Genomic DNA, 26,130 nt, shown 5'->3' on the forward strand with positions numbered 1-26,130 from the left:
TTTCGAACGTATGTTCCTACTTAAATTATACATTATATCTATAAGTAGGTCAAGTGGGTATAATAAAAGTTCCTATTTATGTATTTATAGGAACTTTTATTATAATTATAACCTTTTTATTTTAAATTAATCAACGATTAGTACTAATTGCTTTTTTATTTTTTACAAAGTAATCAACTCCTGAAATTACGGTTATAATAACAGCAAGAGTTACACTTATATATGTAATATACCTTACATATATTGCATTATGTACTAAAGATACTAATCCAAAAATTATAGCAATTATTTGAATTACTGTTTTTATTTTTCCCCACCAACTAGCTGCTATAACTATTCCTTCAGATGCAGCAACTGCCCTTAAACCTGTAACAGCAAACTCCCTACCAATGATTATCATTGATACCCAAGTAGGAATAATATTATATTCAACTAACGATACTAGGGCTGAGGTTACAAGTAATTTATCAGCTAATGGATCCATAAACTTTCCGAAGTTTGTTATCTCATTTCTACTTCTAGCTATATACCCATCTAGTTTATCTGTTAAAGCTGCAATTATAAAAATAAATATAGCTATAAGAATAGAGGAACTCTTATTTAAAGCCATAAAAATTAAGAAAATGGGTACCAAAATAGTTCGAATTATCGTAAGTTTATTCGCAAGATTCATGACAAACAACTCCTATTAAATCATATTCTAAGGCATCGGTTATTAATACGTCAATAAACTCTCCTATACTTAATATTTTATCACATTTAAAGAAAATTGCACCATCTATTTCAGGAGCCATTTCATAATTTCTTCCAAACCAATAATCATCATTTCCTTTTCCTTCTACAATTACTTTATATGTCTTGCCAATTTTATGCTTATTTTTTTCCTTAGATATGCCTTGTTGAATCATCATTATTTCTTCTAATCTACTATCCTTTATTTCTTCACTAACTTGATCATCCATTTTAGCTGCAGGGGTATCTTCCTCTTGAGAGTATTTAAAAACCCCTAAATTATCGAATTTGATATCTTTTACAAATTCTCTTAATTCATTAAACTCTTCTTCAGTTTCTCCAGGGAAGCCAACTATAAGAGATGTTCTAAGAACTAATCCATTTATTAAGCTTCTCATTTTCTTTATATTATTTGTAATAAGTTCTTTACTACTTTTCCTATTCATTCTTTTTAGAACAGAATTACTTATATGTTGTATAGGAATATCTAGGTATTTACATACTTTATTATTGTTAGCTATTTCATCTATAAATTTATCAGTTATTTCTTCAGGATAAGTGTATAATACTCTAATCCATTCTAAATTTTCTATTTTTGAAATAGCCCTTATTAATTCATGCAGCTTATTTTCTTTATATAGATCTATACCATACACAGAAGTGTCCTGTCCAACGAGAATTATTTCTTTAACTCCCATTGAAACTAATTCATTTGCTTCCCTAACTATACTTTCTATACTTCTACTTCTATACTTTCCTCTTATTTTAGGAATAATACAATAAGTACAAAGATTATCACAACCCTCAGAAATTCTTATATAAGCAGTATGACTTTCAGTAGTTAAAATTCTCTTACCCTCGTTTATAGATACATCACTATAATCACATACACAAATTTTATTTTTACTAGCATTAAAAAAATTATCTATATATTTCTGTATATTTGCATATTCATTAACTCCAAGCATAATATCAATTTCTGGTATTAACTTGTGAAGTTCTTCTGAATATCTTTGAGTAAGACATCCAGTTGCAATAAGCATCTTACAGTTCTTCTTTTTATAATCAGCCATCTCGATAATTGCATCTATAGATTCTTGTTTTGCACTTTCTATAAATCCACAAGTATTTACTATCAATATATCAGCTTTATTAGGGTCATTTATTATTTCATTGTTTTCGCTCAATTTTCCTAATAAAAGTTCTGAATCTATTCTATTCTTATCACATCCTAAACTTATAAGTCCAACTTTATATTTAGTCACTAAATTTCCTCCTTAATATACAAACATTATTTTTATCATAAAATTTATTTTAAAGCTATTGAACGAATTTAACAAGTAGTAATTTAAATATTATTTTCTAATTATCACTTTTTGTTATAGTATCAACTAATACCTGTCTAGGCTTGCTTCCATTTCTTCCGGATATTACACCCCTTGTTTCCATTTCATCTATTAACCTTGCTGCTCTGTTATACCCAATTCTAAGCTTTCTTTGTAAAAGAGATGTAGATGCTTGACCTGTTTCTATAACAATTTGTATTGCTTCATCTATGAGCTCATCACCTTCATTTTCTTTCTTATTGATATCAGCATTTATTTCATTAATAATGCTTTCTTCATACTTTACCTCGTTTTTTTTGAGACTTTATAAAGTTTACCACCTTTTCGACTTCTTCTTCTGAAATAAAGGCACCTTGTATTCTAATCGGTTTTGATTCTCCAACAGGATAAAATAGCATATCTCCTTTACCAAGCAGCTTTTCAGCACCAGCAGAATCTATTATGGTTCTAGAATCTATTTGGCTAGATACAGCAAATGATATTCTAGAAGGTATATTTGCTTTAATAACTCCAGTTATAACATCTACTGAAGGACGTTGAGTTGCTATAACTAAATGCATTCCAGCAGCTCGTGCCATTTGTGCCAATCTAGCAATATATTCCTCCACCTCTCCTGGAGATACCATCATTAAATCTGCCAATTCATCAATTATGATTACAATCCACGGCAGTTTTTCTTCTATTTTTCCCTTATTAAAAAGTTCATTAAATCCTTCTATATTTCTAACATTGTTTTCTGCAAATAAATTATATCTTCTTGTCATTTCTGTAACAGCCCAATTTAATGCTCCAGCAGCTTTTTTAGGATTAGTAACTACAGGTATTAGCAAATGAGGAATACCATTATATACATTTAGTTCAACTACCTTTGGATCAACTAACAAAAGTTTGACATCCTCTGAAGAGTATTTATATAATAAGCTTATTATTAAAGTATTAATACATACACTTTTACCAGAACCTGTTGCACCAGCGATTAATAAATGGGGCATTTTAGATAAGTCTGAAACAACACAATTTCCACCTATATCTTTTCCCACAGCAAAAGCTATATTTTTATTAAAGTTCTTAAATTCATCTGAATCTATTACCTCTCTTAAATATACAGAGGATACTATTTTATTAGGGACCTCTATTCCAACAGCACTCTTACCTGGAATAGGAGCTTCGATTCTAACAGAAGAAGCAGCTAAACTTAAAGCTATATCATCGGATAGATGAGTTATTTTACTTACTTTTACGCCAGAGCTAGGTTGCAATTCAAACCTAGTAACTGATGGCCCTTTAGTAACCTGTATTACCTTAGCATTTACTCCAAAACTAGCTAAGGTTTCCTCTAATTTTGTTGCACTATTTATTAATTCCTTTTTACTATTTTTATTATGGTTATCGCTAGGATTATGGTTTAATAGTTGAAGAGGCGGAAAAACATATTCTCTATTATAATTATTACATTTTTGATTTAATTCATTGTTTAATTGTTTGTTGATTTGTTCGTAAACTTCCTTATCTGTTTTCAGAATTATTAGATTTTTTAACTATATTAGTCTTAAGGCCAGTATCAACTATTTTAGGTTCTAAAATTTTAATTTCTTTATCGGATTCCTCATTGGTTTTTAAATTCTTCTATATTATGTACTGATTTCAAAAAGTTAATAATTTTCACTTTGTTATTTAAGTCTTTTATTAAAGATGATTGTTCTTCATCTTTACCTTGATCTTTAGCTTGATTTTCTTTATTCTTAATAATACTTTTTCCTTTAACTTTTTCAATTAAAAATTTATCAAGTTTAAGTACATGAAAAAGCTCATTTATAGATATTTGCATTATTAAAATTCCAGATATAATATATATAGCTATAAATATTATATATGATCCTATGTCTCCAAATAGTTTATACAATGGAATATCAATCAAATAGCTAAGTATTCCCCCATGAAAATGGCCTGTCTTACTATATATTTTATGTATACCTGAAATCCAATTACCTTCAGTATAATATTGCTTAATATATATCATTTGTATAAACATAAGTGAATTTATCAACAGAGTCATTATTCCATAAAATCTTTTATTAAAAATAATCTTACCTTTTTTAATTATAAAACTTATTCCTACGAAAACTAACAATAAAGGGAAAAAATATGCTCCTAATCCAAAAAGAGAAAAAAGAAATTTTTTTATTGTTTTTCCCATTAATCCAGAAGAATTTGTTGCAAACACACTTAGTAGCATCAATATACCTATAGTAATAAATATAACACCTTTTATATCATTAGATATATTTGATTTGCTATAGGTATTTTTCTTAACCATATTATCACCTCTGTTTCTAAATTCTACACTTTGCGGAATTATCCTTTTATATTATAAAACAAAACTAGCTAGAGAAAAACCCTTAGCTAGTTTCTTTGCTTTTTACTATCAATCAATTCCTCTAATTTTTTTATGGCGTTACTTAATCCTCCAACCTCATTAATTAACTTATAATCAACTGCTTGCTTTCCAATTAAAATTGTGCCCATATCATTTAATAATTCGTCTGTTTGCAGCATTAATTTTCTTAAAGTATCTTTTTCTATTTCTGAAGTACGAGTGATAAACTCTATAATACGTTCTTGCATTTTATTAAAATACTCAAAGGTTTGAGGGACACCTAATACTAACCCATTCATTCTAATTGGATGAATTATCATGGTTGCAGAAGGAGATATAAAGGAATAATCAGCAGATGTAGCAAGAGGTACACCAATAGAATGCCCTCCTCCTATAACTAGAGATACAGTAGGCTTACTTAAACTATTTATCATCTCAGCAATAGCAAGACCAGCTTCAACATCTCCACCTACAGTATTTAAAATAATTAATACACCTTCTACTGATTTATTAGTTTCTATAGCCACTAGTTGTGGAATCACATGTTCATATTTAGTAGCTTTAGATTGCGGAGGTAACACAGAATGGCCTTCTATTTGGCCTATTATTGGCAGTATCTGAAACCTCTGAGCAATTTCATTAGCATTTGGAATTCCTAATTCTTTTATGGAATCAAGCTTATCCTTTTGATTTTCTTTATTAGTGTTTTTTTCAGTCATAATCATACCTCCTATTTTCAAGTATAGTTTTTACTTAAGAGGTAATGACTATACATACTATTTATTGTCTAAATTAAATTCCTTGTGTAAAGCATTGATGGCTAGTTCAGCATATTTAGACTCAACTAAACACCAAATTGTTGTGTGGGAATCTGCAGTTTGCAGTACATCTATTTTATTTTTTATAAGAGATTTCAATATTTTTGCCATTATACCTGGAATTCCACGCATTCTAGAACCTATTATAGCAATCTTACTGCAATTATCTATATAAGAATATTTTAAATTAAGCATATTCATTATATCTTTAAATCTAACAATGTCTTTTTTATCTATTGTAAAAATTTTTTGATTTGGGAATACATTTATTAAATCTATGCTTATTAGATTATCTGCAAGTACTGGGAATAAATCATGATAATTTTCATTATTTAAATTCTCTTCTAACTCTATTTTTATCTGAACTCTATTATCCATATGGGTAATTCCAGTAATTACATTCGTATTATTCAATGCGCCTGTATTATCAATAATCGTACCACTACAATCACTCATAGTATTTTTAATTACCAAAGGTATATTTCCCTTCATTGCAATTTCCACTGCTCTAGGATGAATTACTTTTGCACCTTGATCTGCAAACTGAAATACTTCATTATAACTTATCTCTTCTATAAGCGATGCATCTTCAACTATTCTAGGATCTGCTGTCATGATACCATCTACATCGGTATATATTTCAATTTCTTCTGCATTTAGTGCTACTCCTAAAAGAGCAGCAGTAACATCACTGCCTCCTCTTCCTAGAGTTGTCATAAACCCGTCTTCACTTATGCCTTGAAAGCCAGCCACTACTGGTATTTTGTTTTCTTCTAGTAACTTAAGCAATCGACTTGTGTCAACTTCTTTTATACTAGCATTGTTAAAATTATCATCAGTTTTTATTCCAGCCTGTCCACCAGTTAATGGAATAGCACTTATATTTTCTAAATATAGCTCATTGCACATTACTACGGTACTTATAATTTCTCCACAACTCATTATAAGATCCGCAGCTAAATGGTTACTGGTTTTAAACTCTTCTGTTAAAAGCGATAGTAACGAATCTGTTGCATAAGGATCGCCTATTCTTCCCATAGCAGATACGACAACAACAGGAGAATAACCTTCACTTTTAGCTTTAAGTATTTTATTAATCGCTAACCTTCTTTTTTCACGAGTAGATACTGAAGTACCGCCAAACTTTTGAACCAAAATTTTCATATTTAGCCTCCAAAATAGATTATTTATAGCTTTTTTTAAATTGAGATTCTTCTACGTCAACAATTATTGTTTTTGTTCCAATTTTATTTACATATTCCCATGGCAATTCTAATAAATCATTATTCTTAAAAAGGCTAAAGTGGGATTTGTGATTATTAATTACGAGTAACTTTAGATTTCCCTCTTCATCAATTATAATATCGTTATTATAAAGATAATTATATTTTTCACCATTGCTAATATTAATTATTTCATATTTTTCAATATCACTATATAACTTTACTCTATCATCCATAATTATTCCTCCTTAATACATATCATAAGTATATCTATGATATGTATTAAGGATATATTCTTAATATATTTTGCTTTATTCAGCAAAATAAAAAGGCATCTCTGCCCTTCTACTCTATTCATCAGTACTTTTATCTTGTTTTTCTTCTGAGTCTTTGATTGCATCCTTTCTTGAGAGATTTACTCTTCCCATAGAATCAATTTCCGTAACTTTAACTAGTATTTCATCTCCTACCGAAACAATATCTTCTACTTTATTTACACGCTTAACATCAAGCTTAGATATGTGTACTAATCCTTCTTTGCCAGGTAATATCTCTACAAATGCACCAAAATTAGATATTTTAGTGACCTTTCCTAGATATATTTCGCCTTCTTTTATCTCCCTTGTATAGCCGTCTATCATTTGTAGTGCCTTATTTCCTGATTCATAGCTTTCAGCTGTTACGAATACTGCTCCATCATCCTTAATATCAATCTTGACTCCAGTCTCATCAATTATTTTGTTTATTGTTTTTCCGCCAGCTCCTATTACATCCTTAATCCTAGCAGGATTTATATTCATTGTAAATACTTTTGGAGCATATACAGATACTTCTTTTCTTGGGCCGTCTATACACTTTTTCATAACTTCTAGTATAGACAATCTTGCTTCTCTAGCATCTGCCAACGCAGTTTTTATACAATTATTAGATAATCCTTCTATTTTTGTATCAACTTGTATAGCAGTAATTCCCTTTTCTGTACCTGCTACCTTAAAATCCATATCTCCAAAGAAATCTTCTAATCCTTGTATATCTGTTAAAATTTCTTCTTGTTGTAAATCTTTACTTGTAACTAATCCCATTGCTATACCAGCTGCTGGTCTTTTTATAGGAACACCTGCATCTAATAAAGCAAGAGTGCTGCCACATACACTTGCTTGAGATGTGGAACCATTAGAACTTAATACCTCAGAAACTAACCTAATAGCATAAGGAAATTCCTGTTCACTCGGTATTAAAGGCTCAAGTGCTTTTTCAGCTAGAGCACCATGACCAATTTCTCTTCTATTTGGACCTCTTAAAGGTTTAACTTCTCCTACACTATATGATGGAAAGTTATAATGATGCATATATCTTTTTGAAGTTTCTTCTTCTATACCGTCTAATATTTGCACTTCACTTATAGATCCTAAAGTTGCTACAGTTAATACTTGAGTTAGTCCTCTTGTAAACAACCCACTTCCATGAGTTCTTGGCAAAATAGAAACTTCAGATGAAAGCGGTCTGATTTCCTTAAAATCTCTACCATCTGGTCTTCTCTTTTCATTTAAAATCATATTTCTTACTATTTCTTTTTGCATATTATATACTGCTTCACCTAAATCAAGTAAATTATCTGGATACTTCTCTTTAAATTGTTCATCGATCTTTTCCTTGACTTCATCCATTGCTTTATTTCTTAAATCCTTATCTGTATTATACATAGCTTCTTTTATCATATCAAAGGAAAAATCTCTAACCTCTTTTTCGATATTCTTGTTAATCTCATAAGGTATAAACTCTGCTTTAGGTTTTCCATACTGTTTCATAACTTCTTCTTGGAAACGAGCTATTTTTTTACACTCTTCAAATCCAAACATTATTGCATCATACATTACATCTTCGGGTATTTCTTCACCACCAGCTTCTATCATCATAACTCTTTCTTGAGTAGCACAAACTGTTAAATCTAAAATACTTTCATCTCTTTGCTTAGATGTAGGATTTATAACAAATTCATTATTTATTAATCCTACCGATACTGTACCAACAGGTTTTGTAAATGGTATGCTTGATAAACATAATGCTAGCGAAGCTCCATTCATAGCTAATATATTGGGTAAATTATCTTGCTCAACAGATAAAACTGTACAAACAATCTGAACATCATTTCTATATCCTTTTGGAAATAAAGGTCTTAGTGGTCTATCAATAGCCCTAGCATTTAATATGGCCTTATCAGAAGGTCTTCCTTCTCTCTTAATAAACCCACCAGGTATTTTACCAACAGCATACAATCTTTCTTGATATTCTATGCTTAACGGAAAAAAGTCTACTCCCTCCCTAGGAGCATCTGAAGCATTAGCATTTACAAGTACTACAGTATCACCGTAACTTATTTTTAAAGCGCAATCCGACAACATTCCTAGTTTGCCAAATTCACCTCTTAGCTTTCTTCCAGCTATTGTTGTTTCAAAAACTTGATTCATAATGTACCTCCCTTCAATATCCACATACATTAGTATTATTGCCTATTTATATTAATTTAATAAAGCATATGTAGATTATCCCTAAAATAATAGAGCGGAACTAGCCCGCTCTAAAACTATTTTCTTAATTCTAATTTTTTTATTAAAGAACGATATCTTTCGATGTCTTGCTCCTTTAAGTAATTTAAAAGACCTCTTCTTTTACCAACCATCATTAAAAGACCTCTTCTTGAATGATAATCTTTCTTATGTTCCTTTAAATGGTCATTTAAATGATTGATTCTTTCTGTTAATAAAGCAACTTGAACCTCTGGAGAACCAGTATCTCCTTCGTGTGTTGCATATTTATTAATTATTTCTAACTTTCTAGCCTTTTCCATAAAAACACCTCCGCATTTATAATCCCCATTATTCCATGAATACCGCCGGCCAGTCAATATTCATAGGATAAGGTTCGAAAAATATTATAGCATATAACTGGTAAAAAGTAAATTATTTTTTATATTTAGTCTATTTTAAATTCAATATTCTGCTTTTCAGCATAATTTTTATCTTTTTCTAATTGTTTTGATAAAATTTCTACAGATTCAAATTTCTTCTCATCTCGTATTCTTTTATAAAAATATATTTTTACAAATTCATTATATATATCTTTGTTAAAATCAATAATATGAGTTTCTATACTTAATTTTTTATCTTTTACTGTAGGATTATATCCTATATTAGTTATACCTTTATATTTTTTTCCGCTATATTCTACAATCGTATAGTATACTCCACCACGTGGTAATACAAGATTTTTATTATAGTCTAAATTTATTGTTGGAAAGCCTATTTTCTTCCCTAGTTGTTTACCGCTTACTACCTTTCCTTCTAAGAAAAAAGGTCTATTTAAAAATCGGTTTGCTTTAATTATATCTCCTTCTGAAATAAGATGTCTTATTCTTGAACTACTAACTATTTCATCATTAACTTTTATTGGAGCTATAACATTTAATTCAAATCCTAAGGAATTACTTAAATCCTTTAGCAATTCTATATCTCCTAAGTTTTTATATCCAAACCTATAGTTAAAACCTACAATAAGTCCTTTTGCATTATAAGACTCAATTATATTTTGTATAAATTTTTCTGGAGCAATTTTCATAAACTCTTCATTAAATTCCACATAATTTAGAATATCTATGCCAGCATCTTTTAAAAGTTCCGTTTTAGCTTTATTATTTATAATTAACTTAGGAGCTATTTCTTCGTTAATAATTGTTAAAGGATGATTTTTAAAAGTAAATACCATACTTTTAGCATTATTAGCTCTGGCTAATTCTATAGTCTTGTTTATAAGATTCATATGTCCTATATGAAGCCCATCAAAGCTTCCTAGCGCTATATACGTTTTATTGTCCAACTTAATATTAAAGTTATCTTCATATACTATCATCTTGTTTTCTCCTAAAGTAACAATATTTCTAATTTTAATCCGTCAGAATTTCTTAATCCAATACCTAAAAATTTTTCATCATAAGTGTAAATTCTATACAATTTGTTTAATTGTATAGAATTTAAGAGTCTTCTATCGCCAACTCTAACTCCATTACGCAATAATTTCTCAACATTTGAATTTACTTTTACTTTATCATAGTTATTTAAAACCATATCTATAGGAATTATATGTTCATTCAAATTCGTCTCTTTCAAATCTTCTAGAAATAATGCATTTTCTTTATTGAATTTTCCACTTTGTATTCTTTCTAAACTCCACATTGCAGCACCGCAACCAAGTTTCTTACCTATATCATAGCATAAGCTTCTTATATACGTTCCTTTAGAGCATTTAACTCTAAAAGAAACATAAGGTATACTTATACCTAAAATATCAATATCATATATTGTTATTGGTCTTGCATTTCTTTGTATTTCTATACCATTTCGAGCAAGTTCATATAACTTTTTTCCATTTACTTTAATAGCAGAATACATAGGTGGAACTTGAAGTATGTTCCCTTTGAAAGAATTTATAGATGATATTATATCTTCTTCAGATATAGTAACTTCGTCTGTTGTTATAATTTTACCCTCTCTATCATAAGTATCTGTTGTAATACCTAATTTTAATTTACACTCATATATTTTAAAATCATTCATGATATAATTAACAATTTTTGTAGCTTTTCCTATACAAATTGGTAAAACTCCACTAGCCAATGGATCTAATGTTCCAGTATGACCAACCTTCTTTATTTTCGTTAATTTTCTTACAGCCTTTACAACATCAAAAGAGGTCATTCCAACTGGCTTATAAATATTTAGTACTCCATCCATTATATCAACTCTTTTTCTATTTGTTTAATTAATATAGATTTAATTTCTTCTAAAGATATATTAGTTGAAAATCCAGCAGCTCTAACATGTCCTCCTCCATTAAACATTTCCGCAATTTTTCTTACGTCTACTTTTTTCTTAGATCTCAAACTAACTTTGGTTATACAATCACATTCTTTAAGTAAAATTGCAACTTCTACAGTATCTATCTGAGTTCCTAAATTAACTAAATCTGATGTATCAGATTTATCAATATTAAATTCTTCTATCATTTCTTTTGTGACTTCCATTATGCATAGTCTTCTACTTAATTCTAGCTGCATTTTTTCAATAACTTTTCCTTGAAGTCTAAGCCTTTCAAAGCTTATATTCTCGAATATTTTTCTATGAATTTCAGAGAAATCTATTTTTTTATCTATCAACTCTCCAGCTATTTTATGAGTTAGCTTTGTTGTATTAGAATGTCTAAAAGACCCTGTATCTGTAAGTATTGATGTATAAAGGCATGTGGCGATGTCTTTATCTATATTTACATTTAAAGTATCTAATAATTCATAAATAATTTCAGCTACTGCAGCTGCCTTTATATCTATATAATTTAAATCGCCATAATTGTCATTAGATATATGATGATCAATATTAATTAAAGTATATCCCCTGTTATTTAAATCAATATCAGCATTTATTCTTTCAAAGTTACCGCAGTCTAGTACAATAACAGTATCTGTATCTTCTAGAACATAGCTCAAGTCTTTGCTTATTCTATCACAATAAGGTAAATAATAAAAAGTTTCTGGTACTTCTTCTTTTGAAATTATATATGCGTTTTTGCCCATATTAAGAAGTCCCTGCATTAATGCAAGGGAACTTCCTAATGAGTCTCCATCAGGAGATATATGGCATGTGATACCTACTTTTTTACTTTCCTTTATTTTTTCTATAATATTACTTGGTATCATGTTTGTCTTGCTCCTTTAAATCACTTAGAATCTCATTAATATGCATACCATGTTCTATGCTTTTATCTACTTCAATTATTATTTCAGGTGTATATCGCAATTTAACTCTATGCCCTACTTCTCGTCTAATAAAACCGACTGAATTTTTTAGGGCCTCAATGCTTTCTTTTTCTCTTCATCTGTACCAAAAATACTTATAAAGGCTTTTGCATATCTTAAGTCATTTGTAACTTCCACTCTTGTTACACTTACCATTGCAGTAAGCCTAGGATCATTTATATCGTATTGAATTATATTGCTAATTTCCTTTTTTATCTCTTCATTTATCCTACCTAATCTATATTTCGCCATATAACTCTCTCCTCTAAAGTATACAAATTATAGACTCTTAGGCTTTACTTCTTCCATAACGAAAACCTCAATCATATCTCCTTCTTTAAGATCATTAAACTTTTCTATTGATAATCCACACTCATATCCAGCTGCTACTTCTTTTGCATCATCCTTAAATCTCTTTAAAGATGAAATTTCTGACTCGAATATTACAATACCATCTCGTATTACTCTTGCTTTGCTATTTCTTGCTATTTTCCCATTTAACACATAGCAGCCAGCTATAGTTCCAACACTTGATATTTTATATACAGCTCTAACTTCAGCATTTCCTAAGATTACTTCCTTATATTCTGGCTCTAGCAAACCTAACATGGCTGATTTTATATCCTCTAGGGCATCATATATAATTCTATATGTTCTGATATTAACTCCTTCTTTTTCTGCTAATGAAGTTGCATTATTAGATGGTCTAACATTAAAACCTATTATAACCGCATTTGAAGCTGATGCTAATGTTACATCTGTCTCACTAATAGCCCCAACTGCACCGTGAATAACTCTTACTTTAACAGATTCTGTTGATAATTTTTCAAGTGATTGAGTAACCGCTTCAACAGATCCTTGAACATCTGCTTTAACTATTACATCAAGTTCTTTAACTTTACCTTCTTGAATTTGACTATATAAATCTTCAAGCGAAACTTTATTGCTTGATTTCATTCGTTCTTGTCTTAATTTTTCTTTTCTAGCTTCAGCCATATTTCTAGCTGTTTTTTCATCCTTAACTACATTAAATCTATCTCCAGCATCTGGCACTTCTGAAAGACCAAGTATCTCTACTGGTATTGATGGGCCTGCTGATGATATATTATGTCCTTTATCATCAAACATAGCTCTTATTCTGCCATATGTAGTTCCAACTAATATTGAATCTCCTACTTTAAGAGTACCATTTTGAACTAATAGAGATGCTACTGGACCTCTCCCTTTATCAAGTTTTGCCTCTATTACTGTACCTTTAGCTTTTCTATTTGAATCAGCTGTCAATTCTTCCATTTCAGCTGTTAGAAGAATCATTTCAAGTAATGAATCAAGCCCTTCTTTTGTATGGGCTGAAACAGGAACAGTTACTATATCTCCTCCCCAATCTTCTGGGATAAGATTATATTCAGTTAGTTCTTGTTTAACCCTATCAATATTTGCACCTACTTTATCAATTTTATTAATAGCTACTATTATAGGCACATTTGCTGCTTTACAGTGATTAATTGCTTCAACAGTTTGAGGCATTACTCCATCATCTGCAGCAACTACAAGAATTACTATATCAGTAATTTGCGCTCCTCTTGCTCTCATAGTAGTAAAAGCTTCATGTCCAGGAGTATCTAAAAATGTTATTTTTTCATTATTGACTTCTACAGTATAAGCACCAATATGTTGTGTAATTCCACCGGCCTCTGTTTCTGTAATCTTTGATTTTTTTATAGCATCAAGTATAGAGGTTTTACCATGGTCTACATGGCCCATTACTGTTACAACAGGTGGCCTTTTTTCATAATTTTCTTCATTAATATCTTCGTCATTATCTTCATCATCCTTATCAACTGGTAAAGGCTCTTCTTTTTTTATAACTAACGCATCAAATTTTTTCTGCTAATTTTTCAGCAGTATTAAAGTCTAATTCCTGATTTATAGCAGCCATTACTCCCATAAACATGAGTTGTTTTATAACTTCTGTAATAGGTTTCTTTAATTTATCTGATAATTCCTTAACAGTAATAGTGTCCTCAATTTCTATAACTACTTCTTCTGCTAAAGTAGATTCATTATCATTTTCTTTTCCATTTGTCTTACTTTTTATACTGTCTTTTTTAGAATTTTTCTTTTTTGTTTTTTACCTTAACTGAATTATCTAACTCTTCCTCATATTCATCTATTATACTTTTTGCTATAGAAATATTTTCTTTTCCGCTGCTTTCATTCTCACCGAAAATTTCCTTAATTAATTCTGCATCTTCTTCATCCAAGACACTCATGTGATTTTTGACTTTTATATCGAACTCACTTGAAAGGATATCTATCAATTCTCTACTAGTTATATCTAATTCCTTTGCTAATTCGTAAACTCTCGTTTTAGCCAAAACATTCACCCCCAATTAGTATTTAATTTTTATTTTATATGGAGCCTATCTTTATATTGATTAATTTGTAACTTCCGTTAGTTCTCTCCTAAAATTTCACTTTTTAGCTTGTTATAAACATCTTCGCTTATCTTTACGCCAAGATTTCGTTCTAATCGCTTTGTTTTAAAAGCTTGTTCTAAACATTTAAGATCCCTACATATATAAGCTCCTCTTCCAGGTTTCTTACCTGTTAAATCCACAAAGATTTCTTCATCTTTATTCTTTACAATTCGTATAAGTTCCTTTTTAGGCTTCATAGATGAACAACCAGTACACATTCTCTGAGGTACCTTTTTTGTCTTCATAAATAACCTCTACCGCCTTTCTCAAGAAAATTACTTTGAAACTTGAGATTTACTTTTAATATCTATTCTCCAACCAGTTAGCTTTGCAGCTAATCTAACATTCTGTCCCTCTTTACCTATAGCTAAAGAAAGTTGATTGTCTTCAACTACTATTTTTGCTGATTTATTATCTTCATCGATTTCAACATCTAACACTTTAGCAGGACTAAGAGCATTGGCAATATACTTTTCAGGAAGTTTATCCCACTTAATTATATCTATCTTCTCATTTTTTAGCTCATTAACTATATTTTGAACTCTCATACCCTTTGGACCAACACATGCGCCAGTAGCATCAATGCTCTCGTCATTAGAATAAACTGCAATTTTAGTCCTTGAACCAGCTTCCCTTGAAATACTTTTAATTTCAACGACTCCTGTGTAAATTTCCGGAACTTCTAATTCAAATAACCTTTTTACTAAGCCTGGATGAGTTCTTGAAACTACCACTTGAGGTCCTTTAGTAGTATTTTTTACTTCAACTATATATAACTTTAGTCTATCATTAAAATTATATTCTTCACCTGGCATCTGTTCATTAGGACCTAAAACTGCTTCTATTTTTTCTAAGTCTACAAATACATTACCCTTATCTTTTCTTATAACAGTACCTGTAATTATATCATATTCTTTAGCAATAAATTCATTGTAAATAACTTTTCTTTCTGCTTCTTTTATTCTTTGAATTACAACTTGTTTAGCTGTTTGAGCTGCTATTCTTCCAAAACTTTTAGGAGTAACTTCAATGTCTACAACATCTCCTAATTCATATCTTGGATCTATTTTTCTTGCTTCTTCTAACGAAATTTCATTTACAGTTAAAACTTCTTCACTAACTTCTTTAGGAGTATATACATGTATTTCACCATTATCTCTGTCTATGGTTACTTTTACATTTTGCGCATTGCCTCCTACCTTAGCATAGTTTTTTTTATATGCAGATACTAAAGCATCCTCAACAGTTTCAAACAGCAAATCTTCGCTAATTCCTTTTTCCTTCACAATCTCTCTTAAGGCTTCAATAAATTCGCCATTCATCTTTCACTCCTCCTAAAACTCCCCTTTTAAAGTAACCTTTTTAATCTTTTCTCTTGGAATATTAATTTCTAAATTTTCAACTTCAATTGTAATTATATCTTTACTAAAATCTATCAATTTTCCTTCAAAAAGTTTTTTACCTTCATGTGGTTTTGATAGCTTTATTAATACATCATAATTAACATATTTATGTAGATGTTCATCATTATACAGTACTCTTTCAATACCAGGAGAAGATACCTCTAGATAATAACTATCTTCAATGGGATCTTCATTATCTAGCATATCACTGATTTCCCTACTAACAATTTCACAATCTTCTAATGATATTCCTTTTTCATTATCTATATATACTCTAAGATAATTTTCGTTATTTTCTTTTATATATTCTATATAATACAACTCATAATTTAATCCTAATACAATTGGTTTAATTAGATAATTTAATTTATTTATCAATGCATCATTTTTCATCTTCAACCCTCCTTAATCTTAGTTTTCCTCATTTACTAATAAATAAACAAATATTAATGAAAAACGCAACAATCTTGTTGCGTTTTTACAAATATAAAGAGTGGGTTTTTATCCCACTCATATGCTAAAATTTATCTGCTAACTATTTCTATTTCATTTTAACACACTAAAAATTCTATTTCAAGGGATAAAGCTAAATCATTTTATAATGTTACCAAATAATAAAACTTTATACTTACAGTTTACATATTTTTTATTTCATTCATTAATTCTTCTATCAATCTTTCTTCTTTAACCTTCTTTAAAACCTTTCCCTTTTTAAAAATTAATCCTTCCCCATTGCCTCCAGCTATTCCTATATCAGCTTCTCTTGCTTCGCCAGGTCCATTAACTACGCAGCCCATTATGGCAATTTTTAAGTTCTTATTACAAGAAGATAATTTTTCTTCTACCTCGCTTGCTAACTTTATCAAATCAATATTTGTTCTCCCGCATGTAGGACAAGAAATAAATTCTATACCATCATTTTTATACCCTAAAGCCTTCAGTATTTGTTTACCAACTTTTACTTCCTCAACAGGATTTCCTGTAAGTGATACTCTTATGGTATCCCCTATACCCTCTGCTAAAAGCGTACCTATTCCAACACTAGATTTAATCGTTCCTCTCCATATCGTTCCTGACTCTGTAACTCCAATATGTAATGGATAGTCTACTTTTGAAGAAATCATTCTATAGCTTTCTATCATTTGCATTACATTAGAGGATTTTAATGATATAACTATATCATTAAAATTAATACTTTCTAAAATATTAACATGTTTTAAAGCACTTTCCACTAATGCTTCCGGACATACTTTCCCATACTTATTTAATAAATCTTTTTCTAGGGAACCAGAGTTTACACCTATTCTAATTGGAATTCCTTTACTTTTTGCAGCTTCAGCTACTAATTTAATTTTATCAATATTTCCTATATTACCTGGATTTATTCTTAAAGCTGATATTCCATTATCTATTGCTTTAAGCGCTAATCTATAGTCAAAATGTATATCAGCTACAACAGGGATATTTACATTTTCTACTATTTTTTTTAGAGCTTCAGCAGCTTCCATATCTGGTACTGCACATCTTGTTATATCACATCCAGCGCTTTCTAATTCATTTATTTGTTTTATAGTTGAAGTAATATCACGAGTATCTGTATTGTTCATACTTTGAACACTTATAGGAGAATCTCCTCCAATATATATGTTTCCAACTTTTATTTTTCTAGTTTTTTTTCTATTCATAAAATCATCACCTATATTTTATAGTTTGATTGGATACAGTACATCTTTTATTGTTACTAAAATCATAAGTAGAAGTAATAATGCAAACCCGATAGTATTTATTAAACCTATTTTGTCTTTATCTATTTCCTTTCTAGTTATGAGTTGATATATAGACACAAATATCCAGAATCCATCTAATGCAGGAAATGGTAGGAGATTAAAGATACCTAGTTGAATACTGATAAATGCACAAAATACAATTAAGTTTATCAATCCCGCTTTTGATACAGCCCATGTAACCCTTATTATCGTTACAGGTCCACCTACATCATTTTTCGATGCTTTGCCTGTAAAAATCATTCCTATGGATTGAAATGTCTGTTTTATAGTAGAAATTGTTTCTTTAAATCCATAACTTATAGATTGATATATAGATGGCTTTTCTACTGCGGTAGAATAAATTCCTACCATATAGCTATTATCTTTATTATTCTTTACAGGTTTTATTTTTAAAAGATTTTTCTTCAGAATTTCTTATTAGTGTTATATTTATAGTATTTCCTTTTGCAATGTTAATCTGTGTCACAAAGTCTTCCCAAGTAGAGATACTGTGATTATTAACCTTAGTTATCTTGTCTCCGCTCTTTATTCCAGCTTTCATAGCTGGACTTTGAGGGATTACATCACTTACTATTGGAACTAAAAATCCCTTCAAATAACTCACAAATGAAAATAAGACTATAGCTAAAAGTAAATTCATTATAGGCCCAGCAGCTACTATGCTTAATCTTCTAAGAGGTGATTTATTAGTAAAAGCTCTTTCATCTAAACTTTCTTCTTCTTCACCCAACATTTTTACATATCCACCTATAGGAACTGCTCTTATAGAATATAATGTCTCTTTTCCCTGAATTCCAAACACCTTTGGTCCCATACCTATAGCAAACTCTTCTACTTTTACTCCATTGAACTTCGCTAAAGCAAAATGGCCTAATTCATGAATTATTATTAAAATACTAAAGGCCAAAATAACTACTAAAATATTCAATATAATCTGCAAAAAAACATTCCCCTCCTCTTAAATTTTATATTTATTATTTATAAAAGTTCTTACTTTATTTTCTGCATCCAAAATATCTTGTAAATCTAAAATCTTTTTATTCTCAAATTTATTCATACACTCTTCAATCAAATCTATTATCTGCAAATAACTTATCTTTCTATTCAAAAACAAATCTACTGCTGCTTCATTAGCAGAATTTAAAATTGTTGGCATTATACCTCCAGCTTTTCCAGCTTCATAAGATATCTTTAGCCCCTTAAAGTTTTTCAAATCTGGTTCATCAAATGTCAGATTTTTAATTTTATAAAAGTCTAATCTATCTACAATTCTCTCTTCTCTATTGGGATAATTAAGAGCATATTGAATAGGAAGTCTCATATCTGTGCTAGCTAACTGAGCCATAACGCTTCCATCTTTATATTCTACCATAGAGTGAATTATACTTTCTGGATGTATTACAACTTGTATACAATTATAATCTATACTAAATAACCAATGAGCTTCTATAACCTCTAATCCTTTGTTAATTAGTGTTGAAGAATCTATAGAAATTTTTTTCCCCATATTCCACTTTGGATGTTTTATTGCTTGTTCTGGTGTTATAGCAACTAAATCTTCTTTAGTTTTTCCTCTAAATGGACCTCCAGAAGCGGTAAGTAAAATTCTATTTATAGAATTAAATTTATTTCCTTGAAGGCATTGAAATATGGCAGAATGTTCAGAATCTACTGGAAGTATATTAACTCCATAGGCCTTAGCCGCTTTCATAACTAATTCTCCGCCTGTAAACCAAGGTTTCTTTATTAGCTAATGCTATATCTTTACCTGCCTTTATAGCCTCTAATGTTGGTACAAGACCTATCATACCAACTATGGATGTAACTACTATATCAACTTCATCTAATGTGCATATTTCTGTTAATCCTTTCATTCCATATAATACATTAATTTTAATATTGTTTATATTACAATATTCTTTGGTTTTTTCGAATGTATTTTTGTCATTAATTGCAACATATTTAGGATTAAATTTCTTTATTATTTCAATAGTTTTTTCATAGTTTTTATTGGAAGAAAAAGCAATTAATTTAAATTTATGACTTTGTTCTTTAATTACACTTAAAGTTTGAGTACCTACTGAACCAGTAGCACCTAAAATACTTACATTTTTCATATATATAAACTCCTATTCTAAACAGAAAATATTATTACTTCATTCATTAATATATAATACAAAACGCTTTTAAATTATTATAGTTAATAAGTATAAAACAGCACCCTAATTATAATAGTTTGATATTATATAATTATAACTAGATTCCTATTACGATTGATATATAATAATATACTATAACTGATGAAAAAAGTATGCTATCAAATCTATCCAATATGCCACCATGGCCTGGAATTAAATTACTATAATCTTTAACATTTACATATCTTTTTATGGATGAAGCCGCTAAATCTCCAAATTGACAAAATAGTCCGCTGAATAGTCCTATTAGAAAAAAATTAAAAATAGGTATATTGACCCCAATTTTATTCAGAATAACTCCATATATGCCGCATGAAAGAGTACTTCCAATCAATCCTCCTATAGAACCTTCAATTGTTTTTTTAGGGCTAACTTTGGGACATAATTTATTTTTCCCAAAATATTTACCAACATAATACGCCATTGTATCACACATCCAAGAAGATATAAAAACAAGCCAAACTAAATATTCTCCATAGTCTTTTCCATTTATAAGTACTATGAAACTAAAAAAAATCGATATATATATATAACCTAAAATTGTGATAGAAATGTCTATAAAATTATATTTTTCATTAATAACAGGTATGCAAAGCATCATGAATATAGATATAATTACAGCAGAAAATATCATACTATAATTTATATTATTGTCTATAAAAAAGATATAGTAAATTATGCATAAAATATATGCAATAATACTTAATGGTCTTATATTATCTTTTTTAGCAATACTAAAAAATTCATACATTCCAAATAAAGACAGGATCATTACAAGAAACTTAAGGTATATGCCACCTAAAAATAATACTACAATCAATGGTGATAAGATTAATGCACCTAAATATCGTTTATCCATATCTGTTCACTCCTATTTTAACCCGCCAAAGCGTCTATCTCTATTTTGATAATCATATATAGCTTTTCTTAGATCTTCTTTTTTAAAATCAGGCCACTTTACATCAGTATACCAAAATTCTGAATATGCACACTGCCATAATAAAAAATTGCTTAATCGTTGCTCTCCAGCTGTTCTTATTATTATATCTGGATCAGGAAGTGCTTTAGTATATAAATAATTGGATATTAGTTCTTCATTTATTGATTCTATTTTTAAATTATTATTTTTTATATCTTGTGCTATTCCTTTTATTGCATGTACTAATTCATTTCTTCCACCATAGTTAAGGGCAAGATTCAAAACTAATCCACTATTATGTTTAGTTCTCTGATATGCTTTATTTAACTCATCTTGGCAAATTAGAGGAAGCTTAGATATATCTCCTATATGCATTACAACAACATTTTGTTCATCTAATTCTGCAATTTCGCTCTTCAAGTATTCAATTAGAAGTTTCATAAGTGCATTAACTTCATCCTTAGGTCGTTTCCAATTTTCTGTTGAAAATGCGTATAAAGTGAGATATTTTATCCCTAGATTACTACATTCTTTAACTATATCTCTTATAGTTTCAACTCCAGCCTTATGTCCTAGCGTTCGAGGCATTTTTCTTTCTTTTGCCCATCTACCATTTCCATCCATTATTATAGCAATATGCTTTGGAATACGCTTCAAATCAATGTCTATATTAGAAAAGTCTTTTCTCTTATTATTGAAATTTAAAAAGTTTATCATACTAACTACTCCATTCAAATTATTTATAAAAGTTTTAAAATACCTGCGTTTTCGCAGGTATTTTAAAACTTCTATGTTTTTTATATAACTTAAACCGCCATTATTTCTTTTTCTTTCATATCAACAACATCATCAATTTTTTTTACATATTTGTCAGTAGTTTTTTGAATAGAATCTTCAGCATCTATAGCCTCATCTTCTGTAATCTGATTTTCTTTTTTTAAATTTTTGATTTTATCATTAGCTTCTCTTCTTATAGATCTTATAGCAATTTTAGCATCTTCTCCTGCTTTTTTTACCTTTTTAACGATTTGCTTCCTTGTCTCCTCAGTAAGTTCTGGAATGATAAGTCTAATAACTGAGCCATCATTTGAAGGATTTAACCCTAAGTCTGATTGAAGTATAGCTTTTTCAATACTTTTAATAGAGTTTTTATCCCAAGGTTGGATCATTAATACTCTAGGCTCTGGAGAAGATATATTAGATAATTGATTAATAGGAGTTTGAGAACCATAGTATTCTACAGTAATCCTGTCAAGCATAGATGGGTTAGCCTTTCCTGCCTTCATAGACGCAAGTTCCTTTTTTAAAACTGCAAGAGTCTTTTCCATCTTTTCTTGGGATTTATTTATGATATCTTTTGTCATTATATTACCTCCCTTTATTATTTTGATACTATAGTACCAATTTTTTCACCTAAGGCTACTTTTTTAATATTATTTGGTTCATCAAGTCCAAAAACTATGATAGGGATATCATTGTCCATACATAGAGAAGTAGCTGTAGAATCCATTACCTGTAAGCCCTTTTCTAAAACTTCTATATATGTAAGTTTATCAAATTTTTTAGCATCATCAAATCTATTAGGATCTTTATCATAAACCCCATCTACCTTTTTGGCAAGTAAAATAGCATCTGCTTCAATTTCAGCTGCTCTTAGTGCAGCTGTCGTATCCGTAGAAAAATATGGGTTTCCTGTTCCTGCTGCAAATATAACAACCCTCTTTTTTTCTAAATGTCTCATAGCTCTTCTTCTTATAAAAGGTTCAGCAATCTCACGCATCTCAATAGCAGTTTGAACCCTTGTATTAACTCCTATATTTTCTAAAGAATCTTGCAACGCAAGAGCATTTATGCATGTAGCTAACATTCCCATATAATCAGCAGTAGTCCTATCCATTTCTTCTCCATTTCTACCACGCCAAATATTGCCACCGCCTACTACAGCACCGACCTCTATTCCCATGTCTACAAGTTCTTTTATTTCCTCAGCGATTCTTTTTGTTACATTAAAATCAATTCCAAATCCTTTTTCTCCGCTTAAAGCTTCTCCTGAAAGTTTAAGCATTATTCTTTTATATTTAGATGGACTCATAATAATATTATACCTCCAAAATTCCAAAAATTACAGTTTTTTATATTACAATATTCGTTATAATTTTAAAAAAAGAGAACACTACGTGTTCTCTCTTTATTAACTTTTATTTATTATTATTTACCGATCTGTTTTTGTACTTCTTCTGCAAAGTTTTCTTCTTTCTTTTCTATACCTTCTCCTCTTTCATATCTAACGAATGAGTCAATTGATATAGGAGAACCTATTTGTTTAGACTTCTCTTCAAGTAATTTCTTTATTGTATAGTCTGAATTTTTTACCCAAACTTGGTCAACTAAACATACTTCTTTAAGATATTTTTTTATTCTGCCTTCAACCATTTTCTCAACTATTTTTTCTGGTTTTCCTTCATTTAATGCTTGAACTCTATAAATTTCTCTTTCCTTATCAAGTGCTTCTTGATCAACACTATTTTCATCTAAAAATAATGGATTTGCTGCTGCAACTTGCATTGCCAAATCTTTTCCAAGTTGAAGTAAAGAAGAGTCCTCTTTTTCACAATTAAGTTTAACTAATACACCTATTTTTCCATCTCCGTGGATATAGCTGCTAATAACTCCATTTTGTACTGTTAACTTTTCAAATCTTCTTATATTCATATTTTCGCCTATTTTTGCTATTAAAGCAGTCAAAGCTTCTTTAACTGTTATATTAGAATCGTTTATAAACTTTTCTTCAAGCAATTGATCTACAGTTGTTACATTTGAAGAAGCTATTTGTTTTGCAATGGAATTTGTAAAGTTAATAAATTGATCATTAACAGCAACAAAATCTGTTTCACAGTTAACTTCTAAAACAACAGCTGTTTTATTATCATCTGTTACATAAGTTACAACTAATCCTTCTGCAGCTACTCTTCCTGCCTTTTTAGCTGCTGCAGCCAAACCTTTTTCTCTTAAGAACTCTATAGCTTTTTCCATATCACCATTAGATGCTGTTAAAGCCTTTTTACAGTCCATCATTCCTGCGCCAGTTCTTTCTCTTAATTCCTTAACCATTCCTGCAGTAATCATGTATATCACTCCTAACAAGTTTAATTTAAATTATTCAGCTAATTGTTCACCTTGTTTTCCTTCAATTATAGCATCTGCTAATTTAGCAGTTATTAGTCTTACAGCTCTTATAGCATCGTCATTTCCAGGTATTACATAATCAACCTCATCTGGATCACAGTTTGTATCAACTATTGCTACAACTGGAATTCCAAGAATTTTAGCTTCTGCTATAGCATTTTTTTCTTTTCTTGGATCAACTACAAACATAGCACCTATGTTATTTGAATCCATATTCTTAATTCCACCAAGATTTCTTTCTAATTTTTCTTTTTCATTTCTTAATTTTATAACTTCTTTTTTAGGAAGAACTTCAAATGTTCCATCTTCTTCCATTCTTTCTAATTCTTCTAATTTGTTTATTCTTGTCTTTATAGTATTGAAATTTGTAAGCATTCCGCCTAACCATCTGCTATTAACGAAATACATTCCAGCTCTTACACTTTCTTCTTGTATAGCTTCTTGAGCTTGCTTTTTAGTTCCTACAAATAGAACTTCCTTTCCATCTGCAACAACATTTTTAATAAATTCATAAGCTTCCTCAACTTTTTTCACAGTTTTTTGCAAGTCAATTATATATATACCATTTCTTTCTGTGAATATATATGGAGCCATTTTAGGGTTCCATCTTCTTGTTTGATGTCCAAAGTGAACACCTGCTTCTAATAATTGTTTCATTGAAATTACTGACATTAATATTACCTCCTGTTTGGTTTTTACCTCCATTGCTCTATTATGGAAAACCTTATATAACAGGCACCATTCCATAAAATAAGCAATGTGTGTTTTTCATCCTTATGTAGTATATCACATGAAATAATAGCGTTCAACAAAAAAATATAAAAAAAGTTTTATTTTATTAAAAAATAAGCATAGTATAAAATAAAGAATAGAGTTATCTCTATCCTTTATTTTATATATTTTCCTATTTTATCTTTTTTAATTCATCTAACAGCTTGTCATTTAATATTTTAATATGAGTGCCTTTCATTCCTAAAGATCTAGATTCGATTACACCTGCACTTTCAAATTTTCTTAATGCGTTTACTATTACCGATCTAGTGATTCCAACTTTATCAGCTATTTTAGAAGCAACTAATAATCCCTCATTGCCATCTAATTCATTAAATACATGTTCTACAGCCTCTAGCTCTGAATAGGATAATGTTCCTATGGCAAGTTGTACTACTGCTTTCTTTCTCGCTTCTTCTTCAAGTTTGTCGCTTTTAGATCTTAATATTTCTAATCCTACTATAGTTGAACTGTATTCGGCTAAAACTAAATCTTCATCGGTAAAACTTTTTTCAAATCTTGTAAGAAATAAAGTTCCTAGTCGTTCTCTATTGCCAACAATAGGAACAATAGTAGAAAGTTTTCCTTCCATTTCTGCTGGTTTAGTTTCATCAAAGGAAGATTTTCCTTCATTCTCTATGTTAGCTATAGTCTCATGAATACTTAATAATTTAGAGTTAAAATTTTCAGGAAACTTTTTTTCGTTTAATACTTTTTCTTTAACACTCTGGCATTCTGCATCTTTAAAGAATTCATATCCTAATATTTTACCTTTTCTACTTATTATATAAACATTGCATTCTAAGACTTCGCTAAGCGAAGCACAAATATCATCGAATACAACTGGTTCAGCTCCTGTTTTTTGCAGTATTTTATTAAGCCTTCGTATCTTGTTCAATAATTCTGAAGCCATTTGTACCTCTCCTTTTTGATACATTTTTAGTTGCAAAGCAAATTTTTATTATTTTTTAAATATTTAGAATTGTTGCAACTACTTAAAATATAATAGCATAGTACAAAATAGATTTCAACATTATCTTTATTA

The 26,130-nt window shown here is 29.6% G+C and carries 21 protein-coding genes and 5 pseudogenes; all 26 read right to left on the reverse strand.

Features of this window, described 5'->3' with window-relative positions; translation table 11 throughout:
- Window positions 1–130: 130 nt before the first annotated feature.
- Window positions 131–673 (reverse strand): CDP-diacylglycerol--glycerol-3-phosphate 3-phosphatidyltransferase, encoded by a 543-nt coding sequence (pgsA, locus tag ACFWTK_RS02190; protein WP_415874506.1) that lies wholly within the window; start codon window positions 671–673, stop codon window positions 131–133.
- On the reverse strand, window positions 657–1,997 hold the full coding sequence (gene rimO, locus ACFWTK_RS02195; RefSeq protein ID WP_415874507.1) for a 30S ribosomal protein S12 methylthiotransferase RimO: 1,341 nt from the start codon (window positions 1,995–1,997) through the stop codon (window positions 657–659). The genes pgsA and rimO overlap by 17 nt, the downstream gene beginning before the upstream one ends.
- Window positions 1,998–2,094: 97 nt before the next feature.
- Window positions 2,095–4,395 (reverse strand): annotated as a pseudogene (locus tag ACFWTK_RS02200) (DNA translocase FtsK 4TM domain-containing protein).
- Window positions 4,396–4,481: 86 nt separating this feature from the next.
- Window positions 4,482–5,174 (reverse strand): ClpP family protease, encoded by a 693-nt coding sequence (locus ACFWTK_RS02205; protein ID WP_415874508.1) that lies wholly within the window; start codon window positions 5,172–5,174, stop codon window positions 4,482–4,484.
- Window positions 5,175–5,231: 57 nt separating this feature from the next.
- Window positions 5,232–6,437 (reverse strand): aspartate kinase, encoded by a 1,206-nt coding sequence (dapG, locus tag ACFWTK_RS02210; RefSeq protein ID WP_415874509.1) that lies wholly within the window; start codon window positions 6,435–6,437, stop codon window positions 5,232–5,234.
- 19 nt (window positions 6,438–6,456) lie between these two features.
- On the reverse strand, window positions 6,457–6,732 hold the full coding sequence (locus ACFWTK_RS02215; RefSeq protein WP_415874510.1) for a YlmC/YmxH family sporulation protein: 276 nt from the start codon (window positions 6,730–6,732) through the stop codon (window positions 6,457–6,459).
- Window positions 6,733–6,846: 114 nt separating this feature from the next.
- Window positions 6,847–8,964, reverse strand: coding sequence for a polyribonucleotide nucleotidyltransferase (locus tag ACFWTK_RS02220; RefSeq protein WP_415874511.1), 2,118 nt, complete (start codon window positions 8,962–8,964; stop codon window positions 6,847–6,849).
- A gap of 116 nt (window positions 8,965–9,080) precedes the next feature.
- Window positions 9,081–9,344 (reverse strand): 30S ribosomal protein S15, encoded by a 264-nt coding sequence (gene rpsO / locus ACFWTK_RS02225; RefSeq protein ID WP_415874512.1) that lies wholly within the window; start codon window positions 9,342–9,344, stop codon window positions 9,081–9,083.
- Window positions 9,345–9,469: 125 nt separating this feature from the next.
- Window positions 9,470–10,402, reverse strand: a complete 933-nt coding sequence (locus ACFWTK_RS02230) for a bifunctional riboflavin kinase/FAD synthetase (RefSeq protein WP_415874513.1) — start codon at window positions 10,400–10,402, stop codon at window positions 9,470–9,472.
- Window positions 10,403–10,413: 11 nt separating this feature from the next.
- A complete protein-coding gene (gene truB, locus ACFWTK_RS02235; protein WP_415874514.1) occupies window positions 10,414–11,283 on the reverse strand; it encodes a tRNA pseudouridine(55) synthase TruB in 870 nt (289 codons plus the stop codon).
- A complete protein-coding gene (locus ACFWTK_RS02240) occupies window positions 11,283–12,242 on the reverse strand; it encodes a DHH family phosphoesterase (RefSeq protein ID WP_415874515.1) in 960 nt (319 codons plus the stop codon). Before ACFWTK_RS02240 ends, truB begins: the two co-directional genes overlap by 1 nt.
- Window positions 12,229–12,593, reverse strand: a pseudogene (rbfA, locus tag ACFWTK_RS02245) (30S ribosome-binding factor RbfA). Before rbfA ends, ACFWTK_RS02240 begins: the two are co-directional and overlap by 14 nt.
- A 27-nt stretch (window positions 12,594–12,620) precedes the next feature.
- Window positions 12,621–14,719, reverse strand: a pseudogene (gene infB / locus ACFWTK_RS02250) (translation initiation factor IF-2).
- 77 nt (window positions 14,720–14,796) lie between these two features.
- On the reverse strand, window positions 14,797–15,066 hold the full coding sequence (rnpM, locus tag ACFWTK_RS02255) for an RNase P modulator RnpM (protein WP_415874516.1): 270 nt from the start codon (window positions 15,064–15,066) through the stop codon (window positions 14,797–14,799).
- A gap of 30 nt (window positions 15,067–15,096) precedes the next feature.
- Window positions 15,097–16,143 carry a transcription termination factor NusA gene (nusA, locus tag ACFWTK_RS02260; RefSeq protein WP_415874517.1) on the reverse strand — a complete coding sequence of 349 codons (1,047 nt, stop codon included), beginning with the start codon at window positions 16,141–16,143 and terminating at the stop codon, window positions 15,097–15,099.
- 12 nt (window positions 16,144–16,155) lie between these two features.
- The gene (gene rimP / locus ACFWTK_RS02265; RefSeq protein ID WP_415874518.1) at window positions 16,156–16,617 is read right to left on the reverse strand and encodes a ribosome maturation factor RimP; all 462 of its coding nucleotides are present in this window, start codon (window positions 16,615–16,617) and stop codon (window positions 16,156–16,158) included.
- A 242-nt stretch (window positions 16,618–16,859) separates the two neighbouring features.
- Window positions 16,860–17,909, reverse strand: coding sequence for a flavodoxin-dependent (E)-4-hydroxy-3-methylbut-2-enyl-diphosphate synthase (ispG, locus tag ACFWTK_RS02270; protein ID WP_415874519.1), 1,050 nt, complete (start codon window positions 17,907–17,909; stop codon window positions 16,860–16,862).
- Window positions 17,910–17,927: 18 nt separating this feature from the next.
- Window positions 17,928–18,939: pseudogene (rseP, locus tag ACFWTK_RS02275) on the reverse strand (RIP metalloprotease RseP).
- A 30-nt stretch (window positions 18,940–18,969) separates the two neighbouring features.
- Window positions 18,970–20,128, reverse strand: a pseudogene (gene dxr, locus ACFWTK_RS02280) (1-deoxy-D-xylulose-5-phosphate reductoisomerase).
- 139 nt (window positions 20,129–20,267) lie between these two features.
- Window positions 20,268–21,068, reverse strand: coding sequence for a phosphatidate cytidylyltransferase (locus tag ACFWTK_RS02285; RefSeq protein WP_415874520.1), 801 nt, complete (start codon window positions 21,066–21,068; stop codon window positions 20,268–20,270).
- 12 nt (window positions 21,069–21,080) lie between these two features.
- Window positions 21,081–21,845, reverse strand: coding sequence for an isoprenyl transferase (locus ACFWTK_RS02290; protein ID WP_415874521.1), 765 nt, complete (start codon window positions 21,843–21,845; stop codon window positions 21,081–21,083).
- Window positions 21,846–21,934: 89 nt separating this feature from the next.
- On the reverse strand, window positions 21,935–22,492 hold the full coding sequence (gene frr, locus ACFWTK_RS02295) for a ribosome recycling factor (protein ID WP_415874522.1): 558 nt from the start codon (window positions 22,490–22,492) through the stop codon (window positions 21,935–21,937).
- A gap of 17 nt (window positions 22,493–22,509) precedes the next feature.
- On the reverse strand, window positions 22,510–23,220 hold the full coding sequence (gene pyrH, locus ACFWTK_RS02300; protein ID WP_415874523.1) for a UMP kinase: 711 nt from the start codon (window positions 23,218–23,220) through the stop codon (window positions 22,510–22,512).
- Between the two features lie 116 nt (window positions 23,221–23,336).
- Window positions 23,337–24,254 (reverse strand): translation elongation factor Ts, encoded by a 918-nt coding sequence (gene tsf / locus ACFWTK_RS02305; protein WP_415874524.1) that lies wholly within the window; start codon window positions 24,252–24,254, stop codon window positions 23,337–23,339.
- A gap of 30 nt (window positions 24,255–24,284) precedes the next feature.
- The gene (gene rpsB / locus ACFWTK_RS02310) at window positions 24,285–24,986 is read right to left on the reverse strand and encodes a 30S ribosomal protein S2 (RefSeq protein ID WP_415874525.1); all 702 of its coding nucleotides are present in this window, start codon (window positions 24,984–24,986) and stop codon (window positions 24,285–24,287) included.
- Window positions 24,987–25,218: 232 nt separating this feature from the next.
- Window positions 25,219–25,998 carry a GTP-sensing pleiotropic transcriptional regulator CodY gene (codY, locus tag ACFWTK_RS02315; protein WP_415874526.1) on the reverse strand — a complete coding sequence of 260 codons (780 nt, stop codon included), beginning with the start codon at window positions 25,996–25,998 and terminating at the stop codon, window positions 25,219–25,221.
- Window positions 25,999–26,130 lie beyond the last annotated feature (132 nt).

It is taken from the genome of Clostridium sp., assembly GCF_047777555.1.
In the GTDB taxonomy this organism is placed as follows: domain Bacteria; phylum Bacillota; class Clostridia; order Clostridiales; family Clostridiaceae; genus Clostridium_H.

Excerpts from the sequence above, each read along its gene's own strand:
- pgsA (WP_415874506.1), bottom strand. The coding sequence starts at position 673 with ATGAATCTTGCGAATAAACTTACGATAATTCGAACTATTTTGGTACCC.
- ACFWTK_RS02205 (WP_415874508.1), bottom strand. The coding sequence starts at position 5,174 with ATGACTGAAAAAAACACTAATAAAGAAAATCAAAAGGATAAGCTTGAT.
- dapG (WP_415874509.1), bottom strand. The coding sequence starts at position 6,437 with ATGAAAATTTTGGTTCAAAAGTTTGGCGGTACTTCAGTATCTACTCGT.
- ACFWTK_RS02215 (WP_415874510.1), bottom strand. The coding sequence starts at position 6,732 with ATGGATGATAGAGTAAAGTTATATAGTGATATTGAAAAATATGAAATA.
- ACFWTK_RS02220 (WP_415874511.1), bottom strand. The coding sequence starts at position 8,964 with ATGAATCAAGTTTTTGAAACAACAATAGCTGGAAGAAAGCTAAGAGGT.
- rpsO (WP_415874512.1), bottom strand. The coding sequence starts at position 9,344 with ATGGAAAAGGCTAGAAAGTTAGAAATAATTAATAAATATGCAACACAC.
- ACFWTK_RS02230 (WP_415874513.1), bottom strand. The coding sequence starts at position 10,402 with ATGATAGTATATGAAGATAACTTTAATATTAAGTTGGACAATAAAACG.
- truB (WP_415874514.1), bottom strand. The coding sequence starts at position 11,283 with ATGGATGGAGTACTAAATATTTATAAGCCAGTTGGAATGACCTCTTTT.
- ACFWTK_RS02240 (WP_415874515.1), bottom strand. The coding sequence starts at position 12,242 with ATGATACCAAGTAATATTATAGAAAAAATAAAGGAAAGTAAAAAAGTA.
- rnpM (WP_415874516.1), bottom strand. The coding sequence starts at position 15,066 with ATGAAGACAAAAAAGGTACCTCAGAGAATGTGTACTGGTTGTTCATCT.
- nusA (WP_415874517.1), bottom strand. The coding sequence starts at position 16,143 with ATGAATGGCGAATTTATTGAAGCCTTAAGAGAGATTGTGAAGGAAAAA.
- rimP (WP_415874518.1), bottom strand. The coding sequence starts at position 16,617 with ATGAAAAATGATGCATTGATAAATAAATTAAATTATCTAATTAAACCA.
- ispG (WP_415874519.1), bottom strand. The coding sequence starts at position 17,909 with ATGAATAGAAAAAAAACTAGAAAAATAAAAGTTGGAAACATATATATT.
- ACFWTK_RS02285 (WP_415874520.1), bottom strand. The coding sequence starts at position 21,068 with ATGGATAAACGATATTTAGGTGCATTAATCTTATCACCATTGATTGTA.
- ACFWTK_RS02290 (WP_415874521.1), bottom strand. The coding sequence starts at position 21,845 with ATGATAAACTTTTTAAATTTCAATAATAAGAGAAAAGACTTTTCTAAT.
- frr (WP_415874522.1), bottom strand. The coding sequence starts at position 22,492 with ATGACAAAAGATATCATAAATAAATCCCAAGAAAAGATGGAAAAGACT.
- pyrH (WP_415874523.1), bottom strand. The coding sequence starts at position 23,220 with ATGAGTCCATCTAAATATAAAAGAATAATGCTTAAACTTTCAGGAGAA.
- tsf (WP_415874524.1), bottom strand. The coding sequence starts at position 24,254 with ATGATTACTGCAGGAATGGTTAAGGAATTAAGAGAAAGAACTGGCGCA.
- rpsB (WP_415874525.1), bottom strand. The coding sequence starts at position 24,986 with ATGTCAGTAATTTCAATGAAACAATTATTAGAAGCAGGTGTTCACTTT.
- codY (WP_415874526.1), bottom strand. The coding sequence starts at position 25,998 with ATGGCTTCAGAATTATTGAACAAGATACGAAGGCTTAATAAAATACTG.